The organism is Stappia sp. (assembly GCF_040110915.1).
Classification (GTDB): Bacteria; Pseudomonadota; Alphaproteobacteria; order Rhizobiales; family Stappiaceae; genus Stappia.
The window spans coordinates 2,149,847-2,171,375 of record NZ_CP157793.1; the positions used below are offsets into that span (position 1 = coordinate 2,149,847).

Consider the following 21,529-nt stretch of genomic DNA (forward strand, 5'->3'; position numbering starts at 1 on the left):
ATTGAAATGATGCGGATATTCAACATGCGCAACACCTCTTCGCCCCCCGCCGGGGACACCGGCCACGGACACGCCCCGGATCCGGGCATCGACGGCGACGCCATCGAGGTCGGTCACCGGCTGCGCGCCGCGCGCGAGGCGGCCGGCCTGTCGCAGCGGGCGCTGGCGCGGCGCGCGGGCGTGACCAACTCCACGATCTCGCTGATCGAATCCGGCAAGACCAACCCCTCCGTCGGCGCGCTGAAGCGGGTGCTCGACGGCATCCCCATCGGCCTGTCGGAGTTCTTCGCGTTCCAGCCGCAGACCGAGCGGCAGGTGTTCTTCGCCGCCGAGGAGCTGAAGCAGATCGGCAAGGGCCGGCTGTCGCTGCGCCAGGTCGGCAACGACCTGTTCGGCCGCACGCTTCAGATCCTGCACGAGACCTATGCACCCGGCGCCGACACCGGCCGGGTGATGTACGAACACGACGGAGAGGAAGGCGGCATCGTCATTTCCGGGCGGATCGAGATCACCGTGGGCAGCGAGCGCAAGATCCTCGGCCCCGGCGACGCCTATCTCTTCGACAGCCGCCGGCCACACCGCTTCCGCGCCGTCGGCCCGGACCCTTGCGTGCTCATCAGCGCCTGCACGCCGCCGTCCTTCTGACGGCCCCGCGCGGGCGACGGATCGCGGGGCGCGTCACGCGAGGCTTTTTCCGGGTTCCCAAAGCACCTCCGCGCCGTCCTGGGAGCGGGCGACAATGCGCGCTCCGACGAAGAGCAGGTCGCTCAGCCGGTTCAGATAGGCGAGCCCGCAGGTCGCCGGCTGGGGATCGAGATCGAGCGCCGAGACGAGCCGCCGTTCGGCGCGCCGCGCGACGGTGCGCGCCATGTGGAGCGCACCGACCGCCGGCGATCCGCCGGGCAGCATGAACTCCTTGAGTGGCGGCAATGTCGCGTTCATCTCGGCGACGGCCTCCTCCAGCCGCCGGACGTGCGGCTCGGACAGGAGCGCCGCACCGGGGCGCGACAGCGCACCCCCCAGGTCGAAGAGGTCGTGCTGGACGAGGGCCAGCGTGTCGCGCAAGCGCGCCGTGTCATCGGCCTGCGGAACGAGGCTCGCCGCAAAGCCGATCAGGCTGCTCAATTCATCGATTGTGCCGATCGCCTCCAGGCGCGGGGCGTCCTTGTCGACGCGGGAGCCGTCGGCGAGCCCGGTTCGCCCGTCATCGCCGGTGCGCGTCACGATCCTCGACAGCCGGTTGCCCATCTCACTCCTCCTCGCGCCGAACGAGCGGTCGGTGCGCCATCGCGCGGAACCGCTCGGCATAGGTTCGGTAGTTGGCGAGCGTCGCGGCCAGCATGTCGCGTTTGCGCGCGTCCATCGGCGCGATGGGGCGCGCCGGACGCCCGGCCCACACCTGACCGCTCGTCAGCCTTTGTCCGGGCTCGGTCTGCGTGCCCGCCGCGACCAGAACGTCGCCCTCCACGCGGGTTCCAGACGCGATCAGCGACCCGATCCCGATCAGGCTGCGGGCCGCGACGGTGCAATCGGAAAGCGTGACATTGTGGCCGACCGTCACGTCGGGTCCGAGGACGATCTCCCCCGCCTCGCAGACGAGACGGCTGTTGTCCTGCACGTTGCTGCCCGCGCCGATGACGATGCGATGGGTGCCGGCGTCGAGGCGGCAGCCGTACCAGATGCCCACGCCCTCGCCGACCGCGACCCGCGCGCGGACGCTGGCCGTCGGCGCCACGAAACAGTCGAGATCCGGCCGGGGCGCGCCGACCCCGTGCAGGCCCCTCGGCCGCTCGTTGCGGATCTTGTGATGATAGCCTTCCACCTGTTGCGGCGACACGCGGGCGACCGGCTTCGCCGGACTGCCGGAATAGAGCCAGCCGCCCTCCAGCCGGGCGCGGGGAAACACCACCGAGCCGGCGGAAATCACCGCCCCCGCCCCGACCTGCGCGCCATCGAGGATCACGGCATCGCGCTCAATGGCGCAGCCCTCGCCGACCGTGCAGGCATGGATCACCGCGCCACGCCCGGCCGTCACGCGATCCGCCACATGGGTGGGATAGACGTCCTGGGCGATATGGACGGTCGCCCGCTCGCCGAGGTGAAAATCCTCGCCGATGCGGATGTCGTGCCCGTCGGCACGGATGACGGACCAGGCGCCGAGCCAGGCGCCCGCGCCCAGCACCGTGCGTCCGATCACGACGGCGCCCGGCCCGGCAAAGGCCGGCTCGCCCCGCAGATCGGGGGCCGTGCCGTTATAGTCGGCCAGGAGCGGACCGCACGTGTCACCCATCGAACGTCTCCCTCCCCCTGTAGCGCATGGCTTTTCGCCATTCTTCTTCGGCCATGACCGCAACCGCCTCCACCGGGAGGCACGCGACGATCCGGGCGCAATATCTCTTGTCGGCGGCCGACACCCGCGCGCCCAGGGCGCGGGCCAGCAGGAAGCGCCGGAGGGCAAGCTTGCCATGCCCCTGGCTCACGCTATGCGCCAGAAGCGCCCCCGCCGCCTCGGCGTCCCCCTGCCGGACACGGGCGGCCAAGGCCCGCGCCCGCCTGCGAAGCTGTCCCATGAACGAAACCACCCAAGACGGAAAAAGCCCTCCCCGAAAACGCCGGCCTCAAGGCGCCGGCTTCAAGGCCCCGATCGGAAGGGATCGGTCAGAAGACCGGGGTTTCGCGGTAGACACCCCAGATGCCCTTCAGCTTCTCCACGATGTCGCCCATGGTCGCGCCGGCCTTCACCAGTTCGATGGTGACCGGCATGATGTTGGCGTCCTCGTCCTCGGCCACCTCGACCAGCTTGTCGAGCAACGCCTGCACCTTGGCCTCGTCGCGACTGTCGCGGACGGACTGCGTGCGGGCGATCTGGCGGTTGGCGGTCGTCTCGTCGTAGGGGTGGACCTCGATCTTGACGCCGCTTTCGTCCATGACATAGCGGTTCACGCCGATCACCGGCTTTTCGCCCGACTGTTTGCGCAGCGCGGTCTCATAGGCGAAATCCGCGATGTGCTTCTGGAACCAGCCCTCCTCGATCAGCTTGATGGTCCCGCCGCGCTCCTCGATCTCGTCAAGGATCTCGAAGATCTTCTTCTCGTAGTCGTTGGTCAGGCTCTCCACGTAGTAGGAGCCGCCGAGCGGATCGACCACCTGGGTCACGCCGGTCTCCTCGGCGATCACCTGCTGGGTGCGCAACGCCAGTTGCATGGCGTGTTCGGTGGGGATCGCGAAGGCCTCGTCGTAGCCGTTGGTGTGCAGCGACTGCGCCCCGCCGAGAACGGCGGCGAGCGCCTGCGTCGTGGTGCGCATGACGTTGATCATATACTGCGGCTTGGTCAGCGAGGCGGCGGCCGTCTGGCAGTGAAAGCGCAGACGCATGGATTCCGGCTTCTGCGCGCCGAAGCGCTCCTTCATGATCTTGGCATAGACCCGGCGCAGCGCGCGGAACTTGGCGATCTCCTCGAAGAAGTCCGCCTGGCAGACGAAGAAGAAGGCGAGCCGCGGCGCGAAATCGTCGACCGACACGCCGGTCTTGAGCACTTCCTCCACGTAGACGATCAGGTTCGCCATCGTGAAGGCCGCCTCATGCACCGGCGACGAGCCCGCCTCGGAGATGTGATAGCCGGAGATGTTGATCGGGTTGTAGCGCTTCATCGTCGCCGTGGTGTGGCGAATGATGTCGCGGCAGATGCGAACCGACGGCGCGATCGGATAGATATACTCCTTCTGTGCCATGTACTCCTTGAGGATATCGGCCTGAACGGTGCCCGAGACCTTGTTCAGGTCGTAGCCGCGTTCCTCGCACAGCGCGATATACATGGCGAGCAGGATCCAGGCGGTCGGATTGATCGTCAGCGAGACCGAGATCTTCTCCAGATCGATCCCCTCCAGCAGCGCCCGCATGTCCGCGAGCGTGTCGACGGCGACGCCCTCGCGTCCGACCTCCCCGTCCGACATCGGGTGATCGCTGTCGTAGCCCATGAGGGTCGGCATGTCGAAATCCGTCGAGATGCCCGTTTGTCCCTGTTCGATCAGGAACTTGAAGCGCTTGTTGGTGTCCTCGCCGGTGCCGAAGCCCGCGATCTGGCGCATCGTCCAGGTGCGGCCGCGATACATCGTCGGATAGGGGCCGCGGGTGAAGGGATATTGTCCCGGCAGCCCGATGTCCTCCGCCGGCGTGTCGGCGATGTCGGCGGCGGTATAGGTGCGCTTCACCGGAAAGTCGCCGAGCGTGAAGAACTGCTCCTTCGCCTCCGGCGCGCGGGCGATGAAGCTCGCGACCTCGGTGTCTTCCCAGGCCTTCACGCGTGCCGCTATGTCTTCCGGTGCGATTTCGCCGATGGTCTTAGACATGGGTGGTCTCCCTCGAAAACTGTTGCACGATGGCGCTCGCCGCCGCGTAAGGATCGGCCCGGCGCTCCGCGACGCGCGGGCCCTCGGCGCCGAACGCGCCTTCCGCGCGCAGCCGCTCGAGCATCAGGGTCTCGGCCGCCTTGCGCAGGCGGAAGGCGGCGATGTCGGCCCGGCGCAGCCGTCCCGGCTCGCCGTCGAGCGCCTGAAGGTGGGCGTCGAGCGCGGCGAGAAGCTCGGCGAAGCCCTCGTCGGTCAGCGACGAGGTGCCGACGACCGGCGGTCGCCAGTCCCGCGTCAGCACGCTGGCGATGCCGTCCTTCAGCATGGTCTTGAGATCGGTCATCGTCCGGTTGGCGTCGGAACGGTCGCATTTCGACACCACATGGATGTCGGCGATCTCCAGAATGCCGGCCTTGATCGCCTGGATGTCGTCGCCGAGCCCGGGGGCCGACACCACGACCGTCGTGTGCGAGGCCTTGGCGATCTCCACCTCGTCCTGACCAACCCCCACGGTCTCTATGATGATCTTGTCGAAGCCCGCGAGATCGAGGATGTCGACCACGTCGAGAGCGGCATGCGCCATGCCGCCGACCGCGCCCCGCGTCGCCATGGAGCGGATATAGACGCCCGGATCGAGCGCATGCTCCGACATGCGGATGCGGTCGCCCAGGATCGAGCCGCCGGAATAGGGGCTGGACGGGTCGATGGCGACGATGGCGACCGACTGGCCGGTCCGGCGCAGATGCGTGACCAGCTTGCCGACGAGCGTCGACTTGCCCGACCCCGGAACGCCGGTGATGCCGATGACATGGGCCCGCCCCGCCATCTTGTAGATCCGCCCGACCGCCTCGCGCACTTCCGCCGCGCCGGCCTCGGCCCGCGAGATCAGGCGCGCCACCGCCCAGGTCTCGCCGTCGGCCGCCGGTTCGATCAGCTCCAGCGATGGAATGTACTTGGATGTCATCGCGACGACGCCTCCAGGTGGCGGGCACGCATCTCGACGAAGGCCTGGCGGTCGTCGACCACCCGCTTCGCCTTGAAATCCGTGCGCGGATGGGTGTTCGGCGCGACGATCTCGATCACCGCGCGCAGGCCCAGCACCGCATGAAGCTGCCGGGCCACCGTCGCGTGAAACGCCTGCCGGCGATCCTCGCCCCGCTTCCAGCCGTCGGCGTCCAGTTCGACCGAGATCAGCATCTCGTCCATCGTGCCCTCGCGGGTGATGTAGATGCGGTGCTCGCCGCCGTAGCCGGGAAGCTGCGACAGGGCCGCCTCGATCTCGGACGGGTAGACGTTCTCGCCGCGGATCGTGATCATGTCGTCGACCCGGCCGATGATCCCCATGGGCAGTTGCGGATAGGTCCGCCCGCACGGGGTCTCGTCGTTGGTCCACACCGTCAGGTCGCCGGATTCCAGCCGGATCATCGGCTGCGCCATGCGCTCCAGATGGGTGTAGACCGGCGTGCCGCGCGACCCGTAGGGCACCCGGCAATGCGTGACCGGATCGCAGACCTCCGTGTAGACGATGTCCTGCCAGCACAGCATGCCGGGGGTCTGCTCGGACCCGGCGACGTTCATCCAGGGCGTCATCTCGCCCATCGAGCCGCTGTCGTAGACCTTGGCGCCGTAAAGCTCCTCGATGCGCTCGCGGATCGAGGGGATCGACGCCCCCGGCTCGCCGGAGAAGAACATGTACTTCAAGCCGAAGCCGCGCGGGTCGCGCCCGTCCCGGATCGCCGTGTCGGCAAGATGGATGGCATAGGTCGGCGTTCCGTAGAAGCCGGCGGGCTTGAGGATGTCGAGCCATTGGGCGCAGCGCGACGACATTCCGGCCGCCCCCGCGCCGAAGGGAAAGGCGGTCGCGCCCAGCCGCTCGGCCCCGCCAAGGGCGCCCCAACTGCCCATGTAGAGCGAGAAGATCGCGGCGATGCAGATCGTGTCGCCCGGACGCATGCCCATCGCCCACATGATGCGGGCATGGGCGTTGGAGATGCTGCGCCAGTCCTCGGCCGAAATGCCGAAGGCGGTCGGCCGTCCGGTCGTGCCGGAGGTGCCATGCACGCGGGCGACCTCGCGTTCGGACACGCACAGATAATCGCCATAGGGCGGATGCGCCTCCTGCGCGGCCCGCAGGTCCGCCTTGCGCACGACCGGAACGCGGGTCTCGAAATCCTCCAGCGACTTGAGCTGCGAGGGATGAAAGCCCGCCTCGTCCCACTTGCGCCGGTAGAAGGGCGCATGTTCGTAGGCATAGGCGCAGACCTGCTGGAGGCGCGTCAGGATCGCCGCCTCGCGATCCGCCGCCGGCATGGTCTCGCGCACCGGGAACCAGTATCGGCTGCCCTCTTGCGGACGATACCGGTCGTCGTAGCTGGGCGGCCACGACCATTGCTCCATGGCCGCCGACATCACCGCGCCCCCCGCGCTTCCACCAGCGATGTCAGCGTGTCGATGATCTGCTGCGGCGGCGTGTCCTGAAGCAGAACCTCGGCGACGCCCATCTTCTTGAGTTCCTCGACATCCTCGTCGGGCATGACCCCACCGGCGACGACGATCATGTCGTCGACCTTCTGCTCCTTCAGCAGCGCGAAGATCTTGGGAAACACCGTCAGCTGGACGCCGGACAGCAGGCTGACCCCAAGGATGTCGACGTCTTCCTGAACGGCCGCCGTGACCACCTCTTCCGGCGTGCGGTGCAGGCCGGTGTAGACGACGTCCATGCCGCCGTCGCGCAGCGTGCGCGCGACGACCTTCACCCCGCGATCGTGGCCGTCGAGACCGACCTTCGCGAGCAGGACCCGGATTGGAGCTGACATGTTTCCTCCCTTCGCTTCTTTTCGTGTGCGAAATTTCGTATACGAAATACGAGGTCTTGCGCGCTGTCAATCCGGAAATTACGATGCGCGCCAGGGAGGGGTGACAGATGACGAGGGTGTGAGCCCGGCCAAACGGCAGACAGGAGACCGGAGCCGGCGACGGATGGCAGAACGCGGCGCGCGCAACCGCGCCGGCGCCTGTCCGCACGCCCGAAACGACACAGGACCAGACCCCGCATGGAAGCGTTAAACCAGCGGAAAACGCTTGTGGATCAGGCGTATGACGCACTTCTCGAGGCGATTTGCACCGGCGACATCAAGCCGGGCGAGCGGCTCAACCAGGACGAACTGGCCGAGCGCCTGCAGGTCTCGCGCCAGCCGGTCAACAGCGCCATCGCGATGCTCAAGGCCCAGCGGTTCGTTCAGGACACGGGCAAGCGCGGAGTCGTGGTGGCGCCGATCGACCGGACCCTGTTCGAATCGATCTACCAGTTCCGCACGGCCGTGGAACCGATGGCGGTGAAACTCGCCACCGCGCGCATGACCAAGGAGGCGGTCTCCCTCGGGCGCGAGATCATCGCGCGCGGCAAGAGCCACGTCCAGGACGGCGACCACGCCTCCGCCCTGCGGGCCGACATGGACTTTCACAACCTGCTCTATTCGCTGAGCGGTAACATGCTCATCGCCGACACGATGAACCTGAACTGGCGCCACCTGCAGCGGGCCATGAGCGAGGTGCTGAGCGCGCCCGGCGCGTCCTTGCGGGTGTGGAAGGAGCACGACCAGATCTTCACCGCGATGGTTCGCGGAGACGCCGAGAATGCCGCGAAGCTCATGTGCGCCCACATGGAACACGCGGCGACGCGCTCGCTCGGGCCGCACCGGCCCGAGGCGGCGTCCGAGGCGGAGTAAGGGCGACGGGGCAGGTCCCCGCCCCGGCCGCCTGCCGGGGCGGGGACCAGAGGCGACGTCGGCTTTGACGTCGAATGCGGCGCCCGGCGCGCCGTCAGAACTGCCAGCGCAGCCTGAACTGGCCGCCCAGCGCCTCGCTGTTCTCCGACACGGTCGTGTTGGCCAGAAGCTCCAGCGACAAACCGTGGTCGAGGTCGGCGTTCAGCCCCGCCTCGAACTCGAACCGCGTGCGGTCCGTGGCGACATCGAGATCGATGCCGTCGATGCCGCCGGACCCGACCAGCGATGTGCGCACGCGGGTTTCCGGATCGGTGATCTGATGGCTCACGCCGGCGCGCAGGAAGGCGACCGCCGCCGATCCGGACATGTCGAACGCCCGGCCGACCTCGACCATCGGCCGGACGTAGACCGCCGTATGGTCGACGGCGTCGACCGTCCAGTTGAGCCCGCCGCTGCCGGTTTCGGTGAAGGCATCCTGCCACATCTGCGTCAGCGCGACCGAGGCGCTCGGCTTCACGTAGAGGCCCCCGCTCTCGAAGATCGCAGCGATCCGCGCGTCCGCGGAGACGAAGCGGCCGTCGATATCGGCCGTGGCGTTCGACCAGCCCGACAGGCTCGAATAGCTGCGCCTGTGGTCGTAGCCGTAGACCCCGCCCGACAGGCTTCCGGAGAGCTCGAGATTGCCGATCTCCTTCTTGAGCGCCACGCCGGCGGAGACCTGGTGCCCGTCCTGCCGGTAGTTGTCGCCGTCGATGGTGACGGCTTCATACTGGGCGACACCCTCCAGGAACACGCGATCCGCGATCTCCCACTGGGCGCCCATGGCGAAACCGCCGACCTTCTCCGTGAAGCCCGGGTTCGATGCGGTCGTGTCGTGGTTCACGATCCCGCCGACCGCCTTGCTCCACACGCATTCGCGCTGCCGGTAGAAGGTGTCGGGGTTGTCGGGATCGAGCTCCGGGCAACTGCGCAGCAGGCTCTGGATCGCATGCGAGGCCGCCAGCGCCTTGTGAACGCCCATCGCGCCCTCGTCGACCATCTGCTCGCGGTAGATCTTCTTGAGCGCCGCGTTGTCGCGGGCGCTGAGAATGTGCTTGCCGAGGTCAGACACTCGCGCGCTGTGATCCGCCGAGAGCGTTCCCGCGTTCAGCGCCCCCATAAGGTCGTCGAACCGCGCGCCGAACGCCTTGCCGTTCTCCCCCAGATTGGCGCCGGATTTTTCACCCGTGTAGTCCACCTCGAAGGTCGTGGAATAGGCCACCCCTCCTTCGGGCGTATCGACCCACTCTGCGGTCCTGTAATGCAAGGCCGTGCCGTAGGGCATCTCGAAGCTGTCGTAAATCGGCGTGCCCGACTTGGTCCTCAGCTCGACGATGTTCTTGAACTCGCCCCGGTCCCCGCTGACGAAGTCGGGGTTGTGAATGAAGTTGGGCTGAAACGTTCCGGCCAGGGTGATCGATCCGAAGTCGAGCACGGTCTTGCCGTTCTTGAGCGTATCGCCGCTGGTATCGACGTCGAACATCAACACGCCGGTGTCCGTCTGCACGAAATGCCCCGCGCCCTCGATCTTGAAGGTGCGCGTGTCGTGCAACCAGCCCGGCTTCAATGTCCCGGAGTTTTCGAAGCGCGACTGCGTGTGGGTTCCAAGCGTCGACCCGCCGAACCAGATCACGCCGCCTTGATTGTTGACGATGTCCTTCGCGCCGGTCCCCTCGAGGTTCAGCCGGCCGGTGATCGTGCCGGAATTGTGGATGCGCAGGCTCGTCTCGCCTTGCGTGGCGATGGCAGTGATCCTGCTGGAGATCGTGCCGGCGTTGTCCAGCAGGTTGCTGTGGCCGAGCCGGTCGCCGTCGAAGACCGTGCGCCCGTCGAGAAAGCCGATGGTCTCATGCGGATTTGAATGCGTCGTCCTGACGAGACCGCCCTCGTGGATCACCACATGGGACACGCCGCCGCTGGTGGGGTGCTTCGGGTCCGTCCCGCCTTCCTCCGTCTGAACCAGGATCGCCCGCCCGTGCTCGCCGGACGCCTCGACGAGGCCGGACACATCGACGAGCACGCCATCGGAATAGCTGGACTTGGATGTCCCCGACACGCTTTGCGCGAAGATCGCGTTGGAATCGCGGCCCGACACGAGGACCGTGCCGTCCACATGGACCTCCACGCGACCGCCCTGGCCGGACCCGCTGGCGCTGCCGACGGCGGTTTCCGCGATCGGTCGCCCGTCCTCATCCGTGGTGTCGGTATAGGTCGTGGCCACGCCGCCGCCGCCGCCGACCGACTGCGCGAAGATGCCATGCGCGGAAATGCCCGTGGTCTTGAGCACGCCGTCGGCACTCACCGTGACCTGCACGGCGCCACCGTCGCCGGTGCTGTCCTTCTTGGGCAGGAACGCGCCGATCCCCAGGTCCTCCGACAGGCTGTCGAGCGTGCCGATGGTCGTCTTCTCGTGATCGCCGGCCACGCCGCCGCCGCCGCCGACGGATTGCGCGAAGATGCCACCCGCGAAGTTCCCGGACGTCGTCACGTTCCTGACGTCGACGGTCACGCTGCCGCCGTCGCTGCCCTTGCCGCCGCCGCCGGCGAAGGTGATCTTGTTCAGGTTCCCCTTGCTGCCCTTGCCGCCCTGGCCGCCGCCGCCGCCGACCGACTGCACGAAGATCGCCGTCGCGTCATGTCCTTCGGTCGTCACGGTGCCGGCGCTGCGCACGGTCACGTCGCCGCCCGTGCCGGCCGCGCCGCCCGATCCGCCGAGCGTCAGGGAAAACCCTTTGCTCCACTTCTTGGCGGCAACGATGTATTCCGTCATTTCATTTATTTTGCCAATCGGCGTATCTTCAATCAGGTCTCTTATGTATTCTTCGAAATCCTCCTTGAGGTCGTCGATGTTCTTGTAGGTCGGCAAAGACCCCAGATCAAAGGGAGTGCCGTTGCTCGCGCTTCCACCGCCGCCGCCGACGGATTGCGCGAAAATGCCGATGGCCGTGTCGCCCTTGGTCGCGACCGTTCCGTCGTTGGTGACCGTCACGGCGTCGCCATCGCCGCCTGCGCCCGCCGAACCGCCGATGGTCGTGTCGATCTTGTAGCCGCGCTTGTTGTCTTCTTCCTCCTCCTCTTCCTTCAGCGGCTTGGCGGAGAGCCCGTAGGTGCTCGATCCGGCCGCCCCGCCATCGCCGCCGCCGCCGCCGACCGATTGCGCGAAGATGCCGTAGGACAGTTTTTCATCGGTGGTGATCGCGGCGCCGCTTTCGACACCGATGGTGACCCCTCCCGCATGCATGCCGGTGCCGCCGTGACCGCCGACGTTCACCGTCGACCCGACGTCGAGAAAATCCTCCTCGCTCTGCGTCTGATAGTCGATGAAATAGGCGAAGGCGGAGCCGGCCCGCCCGCCGTTGCCGCCGACCGACTGGGCGTAGACGGCATGGGCGTTCTTGCCCGTGGTGGCGAGCGTGCTGCCGCTCTTGGCGGTCACCGTCACATCGCCGCCCACGGCGCCCTTGCCCCCCGAGCCGCCGACGGTCGTGGTGTTGTTGAGGCCCTGCGGCAAGGCCTGCTTGACCTTGTAGACGACGCTCGCCCCACCATCGCCGCCGTTTCCGCCGATGGACTGGCCGTAGAGCGCGGACGCCCCGTCGCCGCCGGTGGCGATGCGGCCATCGTTTGCAAGGGTGACAGTGCCGCCCGTGCCGCCCTCGCCGCCCGATCCCCCGACGGTCAGCGTCGCCGTCAGGCTTTCGCTGGTCGCGCTTCCCGGCGAGATCGTGCCGACATGCACGGACCCGCCATCGCCGCCGCTGCCCCCGACCGACCGCGCCTCCAGCCCGGCGGCGCGGAAACCGTGGGTTTCGATCGTCGCGGCCCCGAAGTTGCCGCCGTAGACGTGGCCGGCGGTTCCGCCCTTGCCGCCCGCGCCCCCGACATTGACCGAGATGTCACCGGTGATCTCACCGAGCGTTTCGGAGAAACCGGAGACCGAACCGCCGGTGCCGCCATGTCCGCCGATGCTCTGCAGAAGCGCCCCGGCGGCGTCCTCGCCGTGCGTGACGAGACTGCCGTGGTTCTCGACATGAACCTCTCCGGCCGATCCGCCGCTGCCGCCGGCCCCGCCGACATTCGCGGTGATGGCCGCCATCGTGACAGTGCCGGCGAAGATCGACCCGCCGGCGCCGCCGCCCCCGCCGAGCGACTGGGCGAAGATGCCGACCGACTTGTCGCCGGAGGTTTCGATGCTGGCCTTCAAGTCGTTGTAGGCGCTTACGTCGCCGCCGGAGCCGCCGGACCCGCCCCCGCCGCCGACGGTTCCGCTGAAGCTGGCGAGGCCGCCATCGACGGTCGCCGCCGATCCGGCCGCGCCGCCGCCGCCGCCGACCGACAGTCCGAGGATGCCGTAGCCGAAGCCGCCGGCTGTCGTGATGCTTCCCTGGTTGTGCGCGGTGACAGTGCCCGCCGTGCCGCCCTTGCCGCCATCTCGGCCGATGGCGGTTCCGATATCGAGGCCCGCATTGACGGTCATCGTGTCGCCGGACTTGCCGCCGCCGCCGGCGATACTCAGCGCCGCGATGCCGCTGGAATGCGCGCCAGCGGTTGAAATGGCGCCGCTCGAGGTCACGGAGACCGTGCCCGCATCGCCGCCCGCGCCGCCGTGCCCGCCATGCGTGGAGAAAAGGTTGAGGTCGACGCTGGCGCCATAGTCCAGTTCGAAGGTGCTGCCGCTGCGCCCGCCGCCGCCGCCGACCGACATGGCGACAATGCCATCCGCGTTCGCGCCGAGCGTGGTCAGATCGGCGGTCGAGGTGAGGTCGACCGTGCCCCCCGTCCCGCCATGGTCGCCATTGGCGCCGAGTTCATGCCCGAAGCGCGCGCCGAAGGTCATGGTCATGTGATTGCCGGCGTTGCCGCCGCCGCCGCCGATGCTCTGGAGCACCACCGCCGCCGAACCGTCCCCCCTGGTGTCGATGGTCCCGCCGAGCGTGCCCGACACCGTGCCGCCATGATTGTCCTTCTTCGACTTGGACGCGCCGACCTTGATGTTCAGCCCAGCGTTCACCGCCGAGACCGTCGTCACGGTCCCGCCCGTGCCGCCGCCGCCGCCGAGGCTCTGGGCGACGAAGCCGTTGGCGTGGTTTCCACTTGTATCGATGTCGTCCGCATCGGTGCCGTGGAAGCGGATGTCGCCGCCATGCCCGCCCTTGCCGCCGGAACTGCCGATCAGTCCGACCGCGAAGATGCCCGTTTCATGCGACGAGCCACCCTTGCCGCCGCCGCCGCCGATCGATTGCAGCAGGACACCGTCGGAGAAGTCGCCGTTGGTACTGGCGCCAAGCTTGCCGGGCGCCTGCGAGGACGAACCGTCGGAGGGGTCGTTCAGCCGGATCTCCCCGCCATCGCCTCCGTCGCCGCCGTCCTGGCCGATCGCGATCAGGCCCGAGGGGTTGCTGGCGTTGCCGCCCCCGCCGCCGATGCTGGAGAGCTGAATGCCGGCGGAATTGTCCCCGTTGGTGCCGCCGAATAGGTCGTCCACGAACAGCGTCAAGGTTCCGCCATCCCCGCCGGCCCCGCCGCCGCCGCCAATGGACTGGATGCTGCTTGAGGTTCCCGCGACCCCGCCGCCGCCGCCAATGCTCTGGAGCAGAATTGCCTCCGCGTGATCTCCCGTGGCGTCCACCGAGAACTTGCGGGCGCGCAGGTCGACCGTGCCGCCGTCGCCGCCGGTCCCGCCGTCGCCGCCGACGGTGTGGAACCAGGCGTCCGCCCCGCCGCCCGCGCCGCCGCTGCCGCCGATGGACTGGGCCACGAACCCGAGCGCGTCATTGCCGGAGGTCAGGATCTGCGTGTCGCGCAGATCGGCGACGACATTGCCGCCGACGCCGCCGCTGCTGCCGTCCTCGCCATGGGCGGAAAACCAGTCACCGCCTTTGCCGCCGGTCCCGCCCTTGCCGCCGACGGTCTGGACAAGCACGCCGAAGGCACCGGCACCCCCGGTCTGCACCTTGCTACGGTCGAGGGTCAGCCGCACGTCGCCGCCTCGGCCCGGATCGCCCGGACCGGCCGGCTTATCGCCGAACAGGCCGTCGCCGTCGCCGCCCGAGCCCGCGCGTCCGCCGGAGCTTTGCGCGAGGATGCCGAAGGCCCCCGCCCCCGTCGTGTCGACCGTGGCGTTGATATCGAGCGTGACCGTGCCGCCATTGCCGGCGGAACCGCCGGTCCCGGCCATCTTGTGGCCTTCGGAGTCCTCGCCGTAGCCTCCGTCGCCGCCCGTGCTGGACAGCCCGATGCCCACGGCATCCTCGTCGCGGGTGACGATGGTCAGCGTCGTGGTGTCCGCCGCGCCGGCACGCGCGATCAGGCTTACCGCGCCGCCGTCGCCGCCGTTACCCCCGTCGCCCCCGGCATCGCCGGCCAGCACCGCATCGGTGAAGCCGCCCTTGCCGCCGTCGTTTCCCGTCGATTTCGCCACGATCCCGGCGGCGCCGCCGTGGCCGTTGTGCACGATCCTGTGACCGTCGGACACGGTGATGGAGACGTCGCCGCCCTTGCCGCCGCTGCCGCCATCGCCGCCATCGGCCTGGTGAAATCCGGTGGTGGAGGCATCGCCGCCCTTGCCGCCCTTGCCGCCGGTCGTCACGACCGAAATCGCGGGATTCCAGGCGTCCGTCTGCAGCACGGAGGCCGGCTGCCCGCCGCCCGCCGCCTTCAGGACGACATCGACATGCGCGCCATGGCCGCCCGAACCGCCCCTGCCGCCATGCGCGGTGGCGGCGGCACGATGGGACTTCTGTCCGTTCGCCCCGTCGCCGCCGGTGATGTCGATGTCCACCGCCCCGCCGCCGACGGACATGCCGTGTCCGGAATCGAGACTGATGGACACCGTCCGCGTCTCCGCGCCAAGCCCGTTGTCACCGGGCTTTCCGTCGCCATGATGTTCGGTTCCCCCCGGCGACTTGGCCGCCGGGACCACGTGCTTCAGTTCGACGAAGGGGAACGTCTGGGTCCAGGTCACATCCTGCGACAGGGCGCGGATATCGACCGACTTGATCGTGCCGGAATCGTTGTGGACCCGATTGTCGACGATCCCCGTGCAGGTGGTCGCCCCGCCGCTTGTGGTGCAACCGGCCTCGGCGGCCGGGGTCAGGCTCGTGGCCGAAAGAAGAACGGCCAGGACCGGCAGGGCGGCCCTGCGCGACGTCGCATATGTGGTCATGAGAACAATTCCGGTGAGAACGGCGGGAGATTGCAGGAGAGAACGATTCGGTTAAGAGCGTCTTGTTTTAGCAGAAGATTCCGCTTCAACCGAGGGACAACTCAATCTCAGGTTGGAGACCCGGCGCGCCGGCGATACCGCTCTCCCCGCCCCGGACAGCGGCCGAAAGGGCGACCGCATCGGCGATCCGGGATCACCCGTCGAAGCTGGCCTGAAACGATGTCGGTGTCAGCGAGACATGCGCATCGAGCGGCGGGCGGAGTTCAAAGGCTCTCGGCTCGCGCGCGAAGTTCCACAAGCGGACAAGGCACCACTCGGCGCGTCTTTCGTCGGCGACGTCCAGCTCGTTGCGGGTGATGTGAAACGGCGTTCGCTCCCATCCGTTGGTCGTCTTGACCTCGATCAGGCGCGACCGCCCGTCCGGCGCATAGCTGGCGATGTCATAGCCCGCGCCATCGCCGTCCTCCTGCGAGACCCAGCGGACCTTGCGCGCCAGATCGGCGCGCCCGGCCACTTGCAGACTGCTCCGCTCATGCACCAGCACCCGCTCCTCGCCGGCACGGCCGAGGGCCCGGTTGCGCGCGTCCCGGCTCGCCACGTCGAACTTGCGGGCGATTTGGAGCATTTGCTCCAGTTCTTTCGGTGGCGGCTGGTTGGACAGCGTGGGCGGCGGTCCGATCCAGATCGGCGCCGCGTCCTCCAGGCCGCTCGCCGGACGCCAACCGACGCAGGGGTCGAGCCACACCGGATTGCGTGCCAGCCAGCGCGCCACGGCATCGACCAGCGGCATCTGGAAATTGAAGGCGGGCTTGTAGCCGGGAATCCAGACCTCGCCGAGCCCCTTCAGCACCGCACTGATGTTCTGGTGCTTGAACTCGACCGCTCCTTCCGAACGACCGTTCAACCGCGGCAGAAGGGCGCGACGATGCTCCGCCTTGCTGTAGCGGTGCCCCGCGACATCTTCCTTCAGCATCGCGAAATAGTCCGCGACGATCAGATCGTTTTCTGCATCGGTCCAGTCAGGCCCCCTCATGCAGCCAGGCTAAAGGCGCGAAGTGCACTTGTCATCAAGGACTTCTCCGACACAACGAACGCATCGCGCCGCCCGACCGCCGCGGCAACAGGCGGTTCTTCTGGCTCCCGCGCCACCGGGGGCCGGCTTCACCTCATGTCAGGACGGCGGGCGCGGCAAGTCCCAGCGCGATCCAGCCGAAGGAGACCAGTGCGAGGCCCAGAAGCGTCCGCTCGCCCCAGGCCTGCGGCGGCGCGAGGTCCAGCCCGTGCCGGCGCATCTTCCAGCCGACGAAGACCACCGACAGCGCCGCGAACAGGAGGTTCAGCGCGAAGGTGGTGTCCAGATGGAAGAAGTCGCGGTCCACCACGCCGCGCGCCGCGCTGGGATCGGGGAGAAGACCGAGCGCTCCGAAGCCCAGATGCAGGATCAGCGCCGACACCACGAGAACGGTCAGGAACACGGCGAGAATGTAGCCCGCCATGCGCCAGCCGTAGTAGGACGCCTGGATCCGCAGGACCGGGAAGACAACAAGATCGGAAAAGATGAAGGCCATGATCCCGGCGAAGCTGACGCCGTTGGAATACAGCACGGCGGCCAGGGGAATGTTGCCCATCGAGCCGATGAAGGTGAAAAAGGCCGCGACCGGCCCGACCACCGCTTGCGCCGCGATCTGCCAGAGGGCGGGATCGGGCGCGCCGGAGCCCACGAACAGCGTCTCGAAGAAGGCGCGCGGGACGAAGGCCGCGATGATGCCGGCCACCGTGAACCCGACGGTCACGTCCTTCCAGACCATCTTCCATTCCATGACATAACGCGCCGCGACCCGTCCCCAGCCCTCGAGACTGGCGATCAGGCGCCGCCAGTCGGGCACATCCTCCTCATCGCCGGCCTCGGCGGCGCGGGCCCGCTCCCTTGCCTGTTCGATCAGACGCGTCGGCCGCGTCAGGCGCACCGCGAGCCAGGTCAGCAGGATCAACAGGATGCCGCCGACATACTCCGCGACGACGAACTGCCATGCGAGAAAGACCGAGATCACGATCCCCAGCTCGATCACCAGATTGGTGGAGGCGAGCAGAAAGGCGAGCGACGGCACCAGCCCCGCCCCCTTGGCGAAGAGCGACCGCGTGGTCGCGAGCGCTGCAAAGGAACAGGAACTGGAGATGAAGCCGAAGAGCGTGCCGAGCGCCACGCTCTTTCCGCCCGCCTCCCCCATGCTCTTGCGCATCCGGGCCCGGGTGACGAAGACCTGGATCATCGACGAGATGAGATAGCCGAGCCCGAAGGCCCAGAAGGCCATCCAGAAAAGCCCGAGCGAAGTCCAGGCGGCGGCGTTCCACGTCTCGATGAATGTCGACATGCGTACAACCTCCTTTCCTCGGGGCCTGAAGGTTCCAGAGGGGGAAGGTCAAGGGCGCCCGAAAGATCCGGCATCGGCCTGAATACGGTCCTGAAACGCGCCGGAGGCCCGGGCGATCCCGACCGCGCGAAAAAACCCTCGCCGGCCGGAAGCGCCTGCGGGAGCCGTCAGGTCTCGCGATGCGCCTGCGCGTATGTCGCCGGGGTCGTTCCCGTGTGGGCACGGAAGATGCGCGTGAAATGGCTCTGGCTGGAAAATCCGCAGGACAATGCCACCTCGACGATCGGCACCCGGTCCCGCAGCATCCGCTTTGCCCGCTCGATGCGCCGCTGCGCGATCCATGTGTGCGGCGTGACGCCGCGCGACGCCTTGAACATCCGGTTGAGGTGGAAGGGCGACAGATCGGCGACGGCGGCCAGATGCTCCAGCCGGATCGTGTCGCCCAGACGCGCTTCGATCCACGCGTCCAGACGGCGCAGCACACGCGGGGAAAGCCCGCCGCGCAGGGTGACGCGGCGCGGCCCGAGACCGCCCACCAGGTCCGCGAAGGCGGCGTCGCCCAGAAACACGTCGCCCGCGACGGCCGCCTCGGCGAGCCGGCTCAGCGGACCGACGAGGACGGGGAGCTCGGCGAAGGTCGCCTCCGCCAGCCCCAGATGCCGGGCATCGCGGTCATGAATGTCGGCGAAGGCGGCGCTCAGCCGGTCGTGCGGCACGTAGAGATGCACGAAGCGGAACGGCGTGGTGATCTCCCAGTGCGAGCGGTGCCCTTCCGGGAGAATGCACACGGTCCCCGGCCGGCCCGTGCCGTCGCCCTTGTCGAGCCGGCGCGTGCCGGTTCCGCCCGCCAGATACAGGCTGAAGGCGTGACCTTGCGGCGCGTCATAGGTGATCCGGTCGTTCCGGTTTTCCCAAAGCGTCACCGTCCGCTGCCCGCCGAGGTCGAGCGAGGCCACCGCCCGGGCGGCGGGAGAACGGTCGAGAAAATCGCGCACAATCCTAGTCATGGCAAACCCTATACCGCCGCAGCCGCCCGGGCGAAAAGCGCATCGGCGCGCTTCACCGCAAGATCGTGCAAGGGGTGGCGCCCTTTTTCGCCTATGAGCGGCTCGACAAGGAGCCGCGCATGACCCGTCTCATCGACACCCCCGTCCTGTTTATCGCAACGGTGCTGATCTGGGGCACGACATGGATCGCCATTGCGGCCCAGGTCGGAGACGTCCAGGTCGCCGTTTCGGTCTTTTATCGCTTCGCCCTGGCGGGCGTCCTGATGCTTGCCGGGCTCGCCCTCATCGGCCGTCTCGAACGCCCCCGGATCTGGCGCTTCGTGGTCGTTCAGGCCCTGTGTCTGTTCTGCCTGAATTTCATCGGCCTTTACGCAGCCACGGCGACCGTCCCCTCCGGCCTCGTGTCGGTCGTTTTCTCGCTCGCCTCGATCTTCAACGCGCTCAACGCCCGCCTTTTCTTCAAGGACCCGCTGGAGCGGCGGACACTCGTGGCCGGAGCTCTCGGCTTTTGCGGGCTCGCTCTTCTTTTCTGGCAGGATCTTGCCGTCTCCCTCGACCCGGCGACCCTGCGCGGCATCGGCTTCGCCGTGCTGGGAACCGCCATTTTCTCGCTCGGAAACATGGCCTCGCGCAAGAATTCCGCGCTTGGCATCACGCCGGTAACCGCAAACGCCTGGGGGATGGGGATCGCCGCGCTCGTCCTGCTTTGCCTGCTGGTGGCAACGGGTCAGCCGTTTGCGGTGCCTCGGGCCGGCACCTATTGGGTCGCGCTGGTGTATCTGGCCGTGATCGGCTCCATTCTGGGCTTCACGGCGTATCTGCTGCTGGTCGCGCGCATCGGCTCCGCGCGCGCGGGCTACGCCACCGTTCTGTTCCCGATCGTCGCGCTGGCGCTGTCGACCGTGTTCGAGGGCTACCAGTGGAGCCTCACCGCCGTCCTCGGCGTGGTCCTCGCAGCCATCGGGAACATCGTGATGTTCAAGCCGCGCCGACCGGAACAGCCGCCGTATCAGGCGTGCTCGGCGATCACCGACAGAAAGGCCGGGCCGTAGCGCTCGAGCTTTGCCTTGCCCACGCCCGGCACGCCCGCCATTTCCGTGACCGACGCGGGCTTCGCGGTCGCAAGTTCCACAAGCGTCTTGTCGTGAAAGATCACATAGGGCGGCACGTTCTGCGCCCGCGCCAGCTCCATGCGCGTCTGTCTCAGCGCCTCGAACAGCGCAAGATCCGCCTCGGAGATGGCCGCCCGGGCGACGCTTGCCGCGCCCGACCGCCGCCGCGCCCGGGGCGGCGGCGGCACCCGCAGCATCAAGGTCGGTTTCTCGCGCAGGAAGTCGCGCCCGGCCGGGGCGATCGACAGCCCGCCGTGGCCGGCGAGATCGACATTGACGAACCTGAGCGCGATCAGCTGGCGCAGGATCGCCCGCCAGGTGGACTTGTCGTGCTCGGTGCCGATCCCGAAGGTCGAGACGCGGTCGTGGCCGAACTGGACGATCCGCTCGTTCTCGACCCCGAGAAGCACATCGACGACATAGGCCTGCCCGAACCGCTCGCCGGTGCGATAGATGCAGGACAGCGCCTTTTGCGCGGCGATCGTGCCGTCGAAGAGCTCCGGCGGATCCTCGCAGGTGTCGCAATTGCCGCAGGGCGCGCAGCTGTCGCCGAAATAGGACAGGAGCGCCTGCCGGCGGCAGCCCGCCGTCTCGGCGAGCCCCAGAAGCGCGTCGAGCTTCTGCCGCTCCATGCGTTTGCGGGGATCGGGCGCATCCGATTCCTCGATGAACCGGCTGCGCAGCGCGATGTCGTCGGACCCGTAGAGCATCAGCGTGTCGGACGGCAGCCCGTCGCGCCCCGCCCGGCCGGTCTCCTGGTAGAACGCCTCGATGCTTCCCGGCAGATCGAGATGGGCGACGAAGCGCACGTCGGGCTTGTCGATGCCCATGCCGAAGGCGATGGTCGCGACCATGATGACGGACTCGCCGTGCTGGAACCGCGCCTGATTGGCCTCGCGCACCGCCTTGTCCATGCCGGCGTGATAGGCCAGCGCCTCGTATCCCTGGTCGCACAGCCAGGCGGCGGTCTCCTCCGTCTTGCGTTTCGACAGGCAATAGACGATGCCGCTCTCGTTCGGGTGACGCTTCAGGAAGTCCTTGAGCTGCGCGCGCGGATTGTCCTTTTCCTTGATGGCGTAGCGGATGTTGGGGCGGTCGAAACCGGCGATGAAGGCGTCCGCGCCCGCGATCTCGAGATGGGCGAGGATTTCCGCGCGCGTCGGCTCGTCGGCGGTTGCCGTCAGCGCCATGCGCGGGGTCTGCGGGAAGCGGCGGACCAGTTCATCGAGCTGCCGGTAGGACGGGCGGAAATCGTGCCCCCATTGCGACAGGCAATGCGCCTCGTCGATGGCGATCAGCGACAGCTGCGTGCGTTCGAGCTGGTTGAGAACCTCGGGACGCAACACGGTCTCGGGCGCGGCATAGAGCAGGTCCACGGCACCGGCGTGAATGTCGCGCCACAGCGCGCCACGCTCCTCGGCCGGCAGGTCGGAGTTGAGCGCGGCCGCCCGCACGCCCGCCTGCCGCAGCGCCGCCACCTGATCCGCCATCAGCGCCAGAAGCGGCGAGACCACGAGCCCCATTCCGGGCCTGGCAAGCGCGGGAATCTGGTAGCACAGCGACTTTCCGCCCCCCGTCGGCATCAGCACGAAGGCGTTTCGCCCGCCCGCGACATGATCAACGATCTCCGCCTGCAGCCCCCGAAAGGAGTCGTAGCCATAGACGGAGCGGAGGATTTCGAGGGGGGTGGCGGACATCGTGGGCGGTACCGGGGTTGAAGCTGCGCATTTCGGTGCAGCTTCTGTCGGACTCAGAC

At 68.1% G+C, this 21,529-nt stretch carries 15 protein-coding genes; 3 read left to right on the forward strand and 12 right to left on the reverse strand.

The window, feature by feature from the left end:
- Nucleotides 1-24 precede the first annotated feature (24 nt).
- Entirely contained in the window at nt 25-645 is a 621-nt protein-coding gene (locus tag ABL312_RS09430) for a cupin domain-containing protein (RefSeq protein WP_349361129.1), read from the forward strand.
- Between the two features lie 33 nt (nt 646-678).
- Here the strand turns inward: ABL312_RS09430 and ABL312_RS09435 are convergent, their stop codons facing one another.
- The 7 genes from ABL312_RS09435 to ABL312_RS09465 all read right to left on the reverse strand — a co-directional run bounded on the left by ABL312_RS09435 (nt 679) and on the right by ABL312_RS09465 (nt 7,166).
- The gene (locus tag ABL312_RS09435; RefSeq protein ID WP_349361130.1) at nt 679-1,248 is read right to left on the reverse strand and encodes a cob(I)yrinic acid a,c-diamide adenosyltransferase; all 570 of its coding nucleotides are present in this window, start codon (nt 1,246-1,248) and stop codon (nt 679-681) included.
- A 1-nt stretch (nt 1,249) separates the two neighbouring features.
- A complete protein-coding gene (locus ABL312_RS09440; RefSeq protein ID WP_349361131.1) occupies nt 1,250-2,290 on the reverse strand; it encodes a gamma carbonic anhydrase family protein in 1,041 nt (346 codons plus the stop codon).
- The gene (locus tag ABL312_RS09445; protein ID WP_349361132.1) at nt 2,283-2,570 is read right to left on the reverse strand and encodes a hypothetical protein; all 288 of its coding nucleotides are present in this window, start codon (nt 2,568-2,570) and stop codon (nt 2,283-2,285) included. Before ABL312_RS09445 ends, ABL312_RS09440 begins: the two co-directional genes overlap by 8 nt.
- Before the next feature lie 88 nt (nt 2,571-2,658).
- Entirely contained in the window at nt 2,659-4,350 is a 1,692-nt protein-coding gene (locus ABL312_RS09450; RefSeq protein WP_349361133.1) for a methylmalonyl-CoA mutase family protein, read from the reverse strand.
- Nucleotides 4,343-5,314 (reverse strand): methylmalonyl Co-A mutase-associated GTPase MeaB, encoded by a 972-nt coding sequence (gene meaB / locus ABL312_RS09455; RefSeq protein ID WP_349361134.1) that lies wholly within the window; start codon nt 5,312-5,314, stop codon nt 4,343-4,345. Before meaB ends, ABL312_RS09450 begins: the two co-directional genes overlap by 8 nt.
- Entirely contained in the window at nt 5,311-6,759 is a 1,449-nt protein-coding gene (locus ABL312_RS09460; protein ID WP_349361135.1) for an AMP-binding protein, read from the reverse strand. Before ABL312_RS09460 ends, meaB begins: the two co-directional genes overlap by 4 nt.
- Complete coding sequence (locus tag ABL312_RS09465) at nt 6,759-7,166, reverse strand: cobalamin B12-binding domain-containing protein (protein WP_349361136.1); 408 nt, start codon at nt 7,164-7,166, stop codon at nt 6,759-6,761. The genes ABL312_RS09460 and ABL312_RS09465 overlap by 1 nt, the downstream gene beginning before the upstream one ends.
- Nucleotides 7,167-7,433: 267 nt before the next feature.
- On the opposite strand from ABL312_RS09465, the gene ABL312_RS09470 reads away from it, so the two are divergent.
- Nucleotides 7,434-8,078, forward strand: a complete 645-nt coding sequence (locus ABL312_RS09470; protein WP_349361137.1) for a GntR family transcriptional regulator — start codon at nt 7,434-7,436, stop codon at nt 8,076-8,078.
- Nucleotides 8,079-8,172: 94 nt separating this feature from the next.
- Here the strand turns inward: ABL312_RS09470 and ABL312_RS09475 are convergent, their stop codons facing one another.
- The 4 genes from ABL312_RS09475 to ABL312_RS09490 all read right to left on the reverse strand — a co-directional run bounded on the left by ABL312_RS09475 (nt 8,173) and on the right by ABL312_RS09490 (nt 18,661).
- Nucleotides 8,173-15,282 carry an autotransporter outer membrane beta-barrel domain-containing protein gene (locus ABL312_RS09475; RefSeq protein ID WP_349361138.1) on the reverse strand — a complete coding sequence of 2,370 codons (7,110 nt, stop codon included), beginning with the start codon at nt 15,280-15,282 and terminating at the stop codon, nt 8,173-8,175.
- A 193-nt stretch (nt 15,283-15,475) separates the two neighbouring features.
- Nucleotides 15,476-16,315, reverse strand: a complete 840-nt coding sequence (locus tag ABL312_RS09480) for a DUF3883 domain-containing protein (RefSeq protein WP_349361139.1) — start codon at nt 16,313-16,315, stop codon at nt 15,476-15,478.
- 133 nt (nt 16,316-16,448) lie between these two features.
- Nucleotides 16,449-17,654, reverse strand: a complete 1,206-nt coding sequence (locus ABL312_RS09485) for a permease (protein ID WP_349361140.1) — start codon at nt 17,652-17,654, stop codon at nt 16,449-16,451.
- A 167-nt stretch (nt 17,655-17,821) separates the two neighbouring features.
- On the reverse strand, nt 17,822-18,661 hold the full coding sequence (locus ABL312_RS09490) for an AraC family transcriptional regulator (protein WP_349361141.1): 840 nt from the start codon (nt 18,659-18,661) through the stop codon (nt 17,822-17,824).
- Between the two features lie 131 nt (nt 18,662-18,792).
- Between ABL312_RS09490 and ABL312_RS09495 the strand changes: the two genes are divergently transcribed.
- Entirely contained in the window at nt 18,793-19,713 is a 921-nt protein-coding gene (locus ABL312_RS09495; protein WP_374730204.1) for a DMT family transporter, read from the forward strand.
- On the opposite strand, the gene recQ is transcribed toward ABL312_RS09495, so the two are convergent.
- On the reverse strand, nt 19,671-21,470 hold the full coding sequence (gene recQ, locus ABL312_RS09500) for a DNA helicase RecQ (protein ID WP_349361143.1): 1,800 nt from the start codon (nt 21,468-21,470) through the stop codon (nt 19,671-19,673). The two genes, ABL312_RS09495 and recQ, sit on opposite strands and share 43 nt — an antisense overlap.
- Between the last annotated feature and the right edge of the window lie 59 nt (nt 21,471-21,529).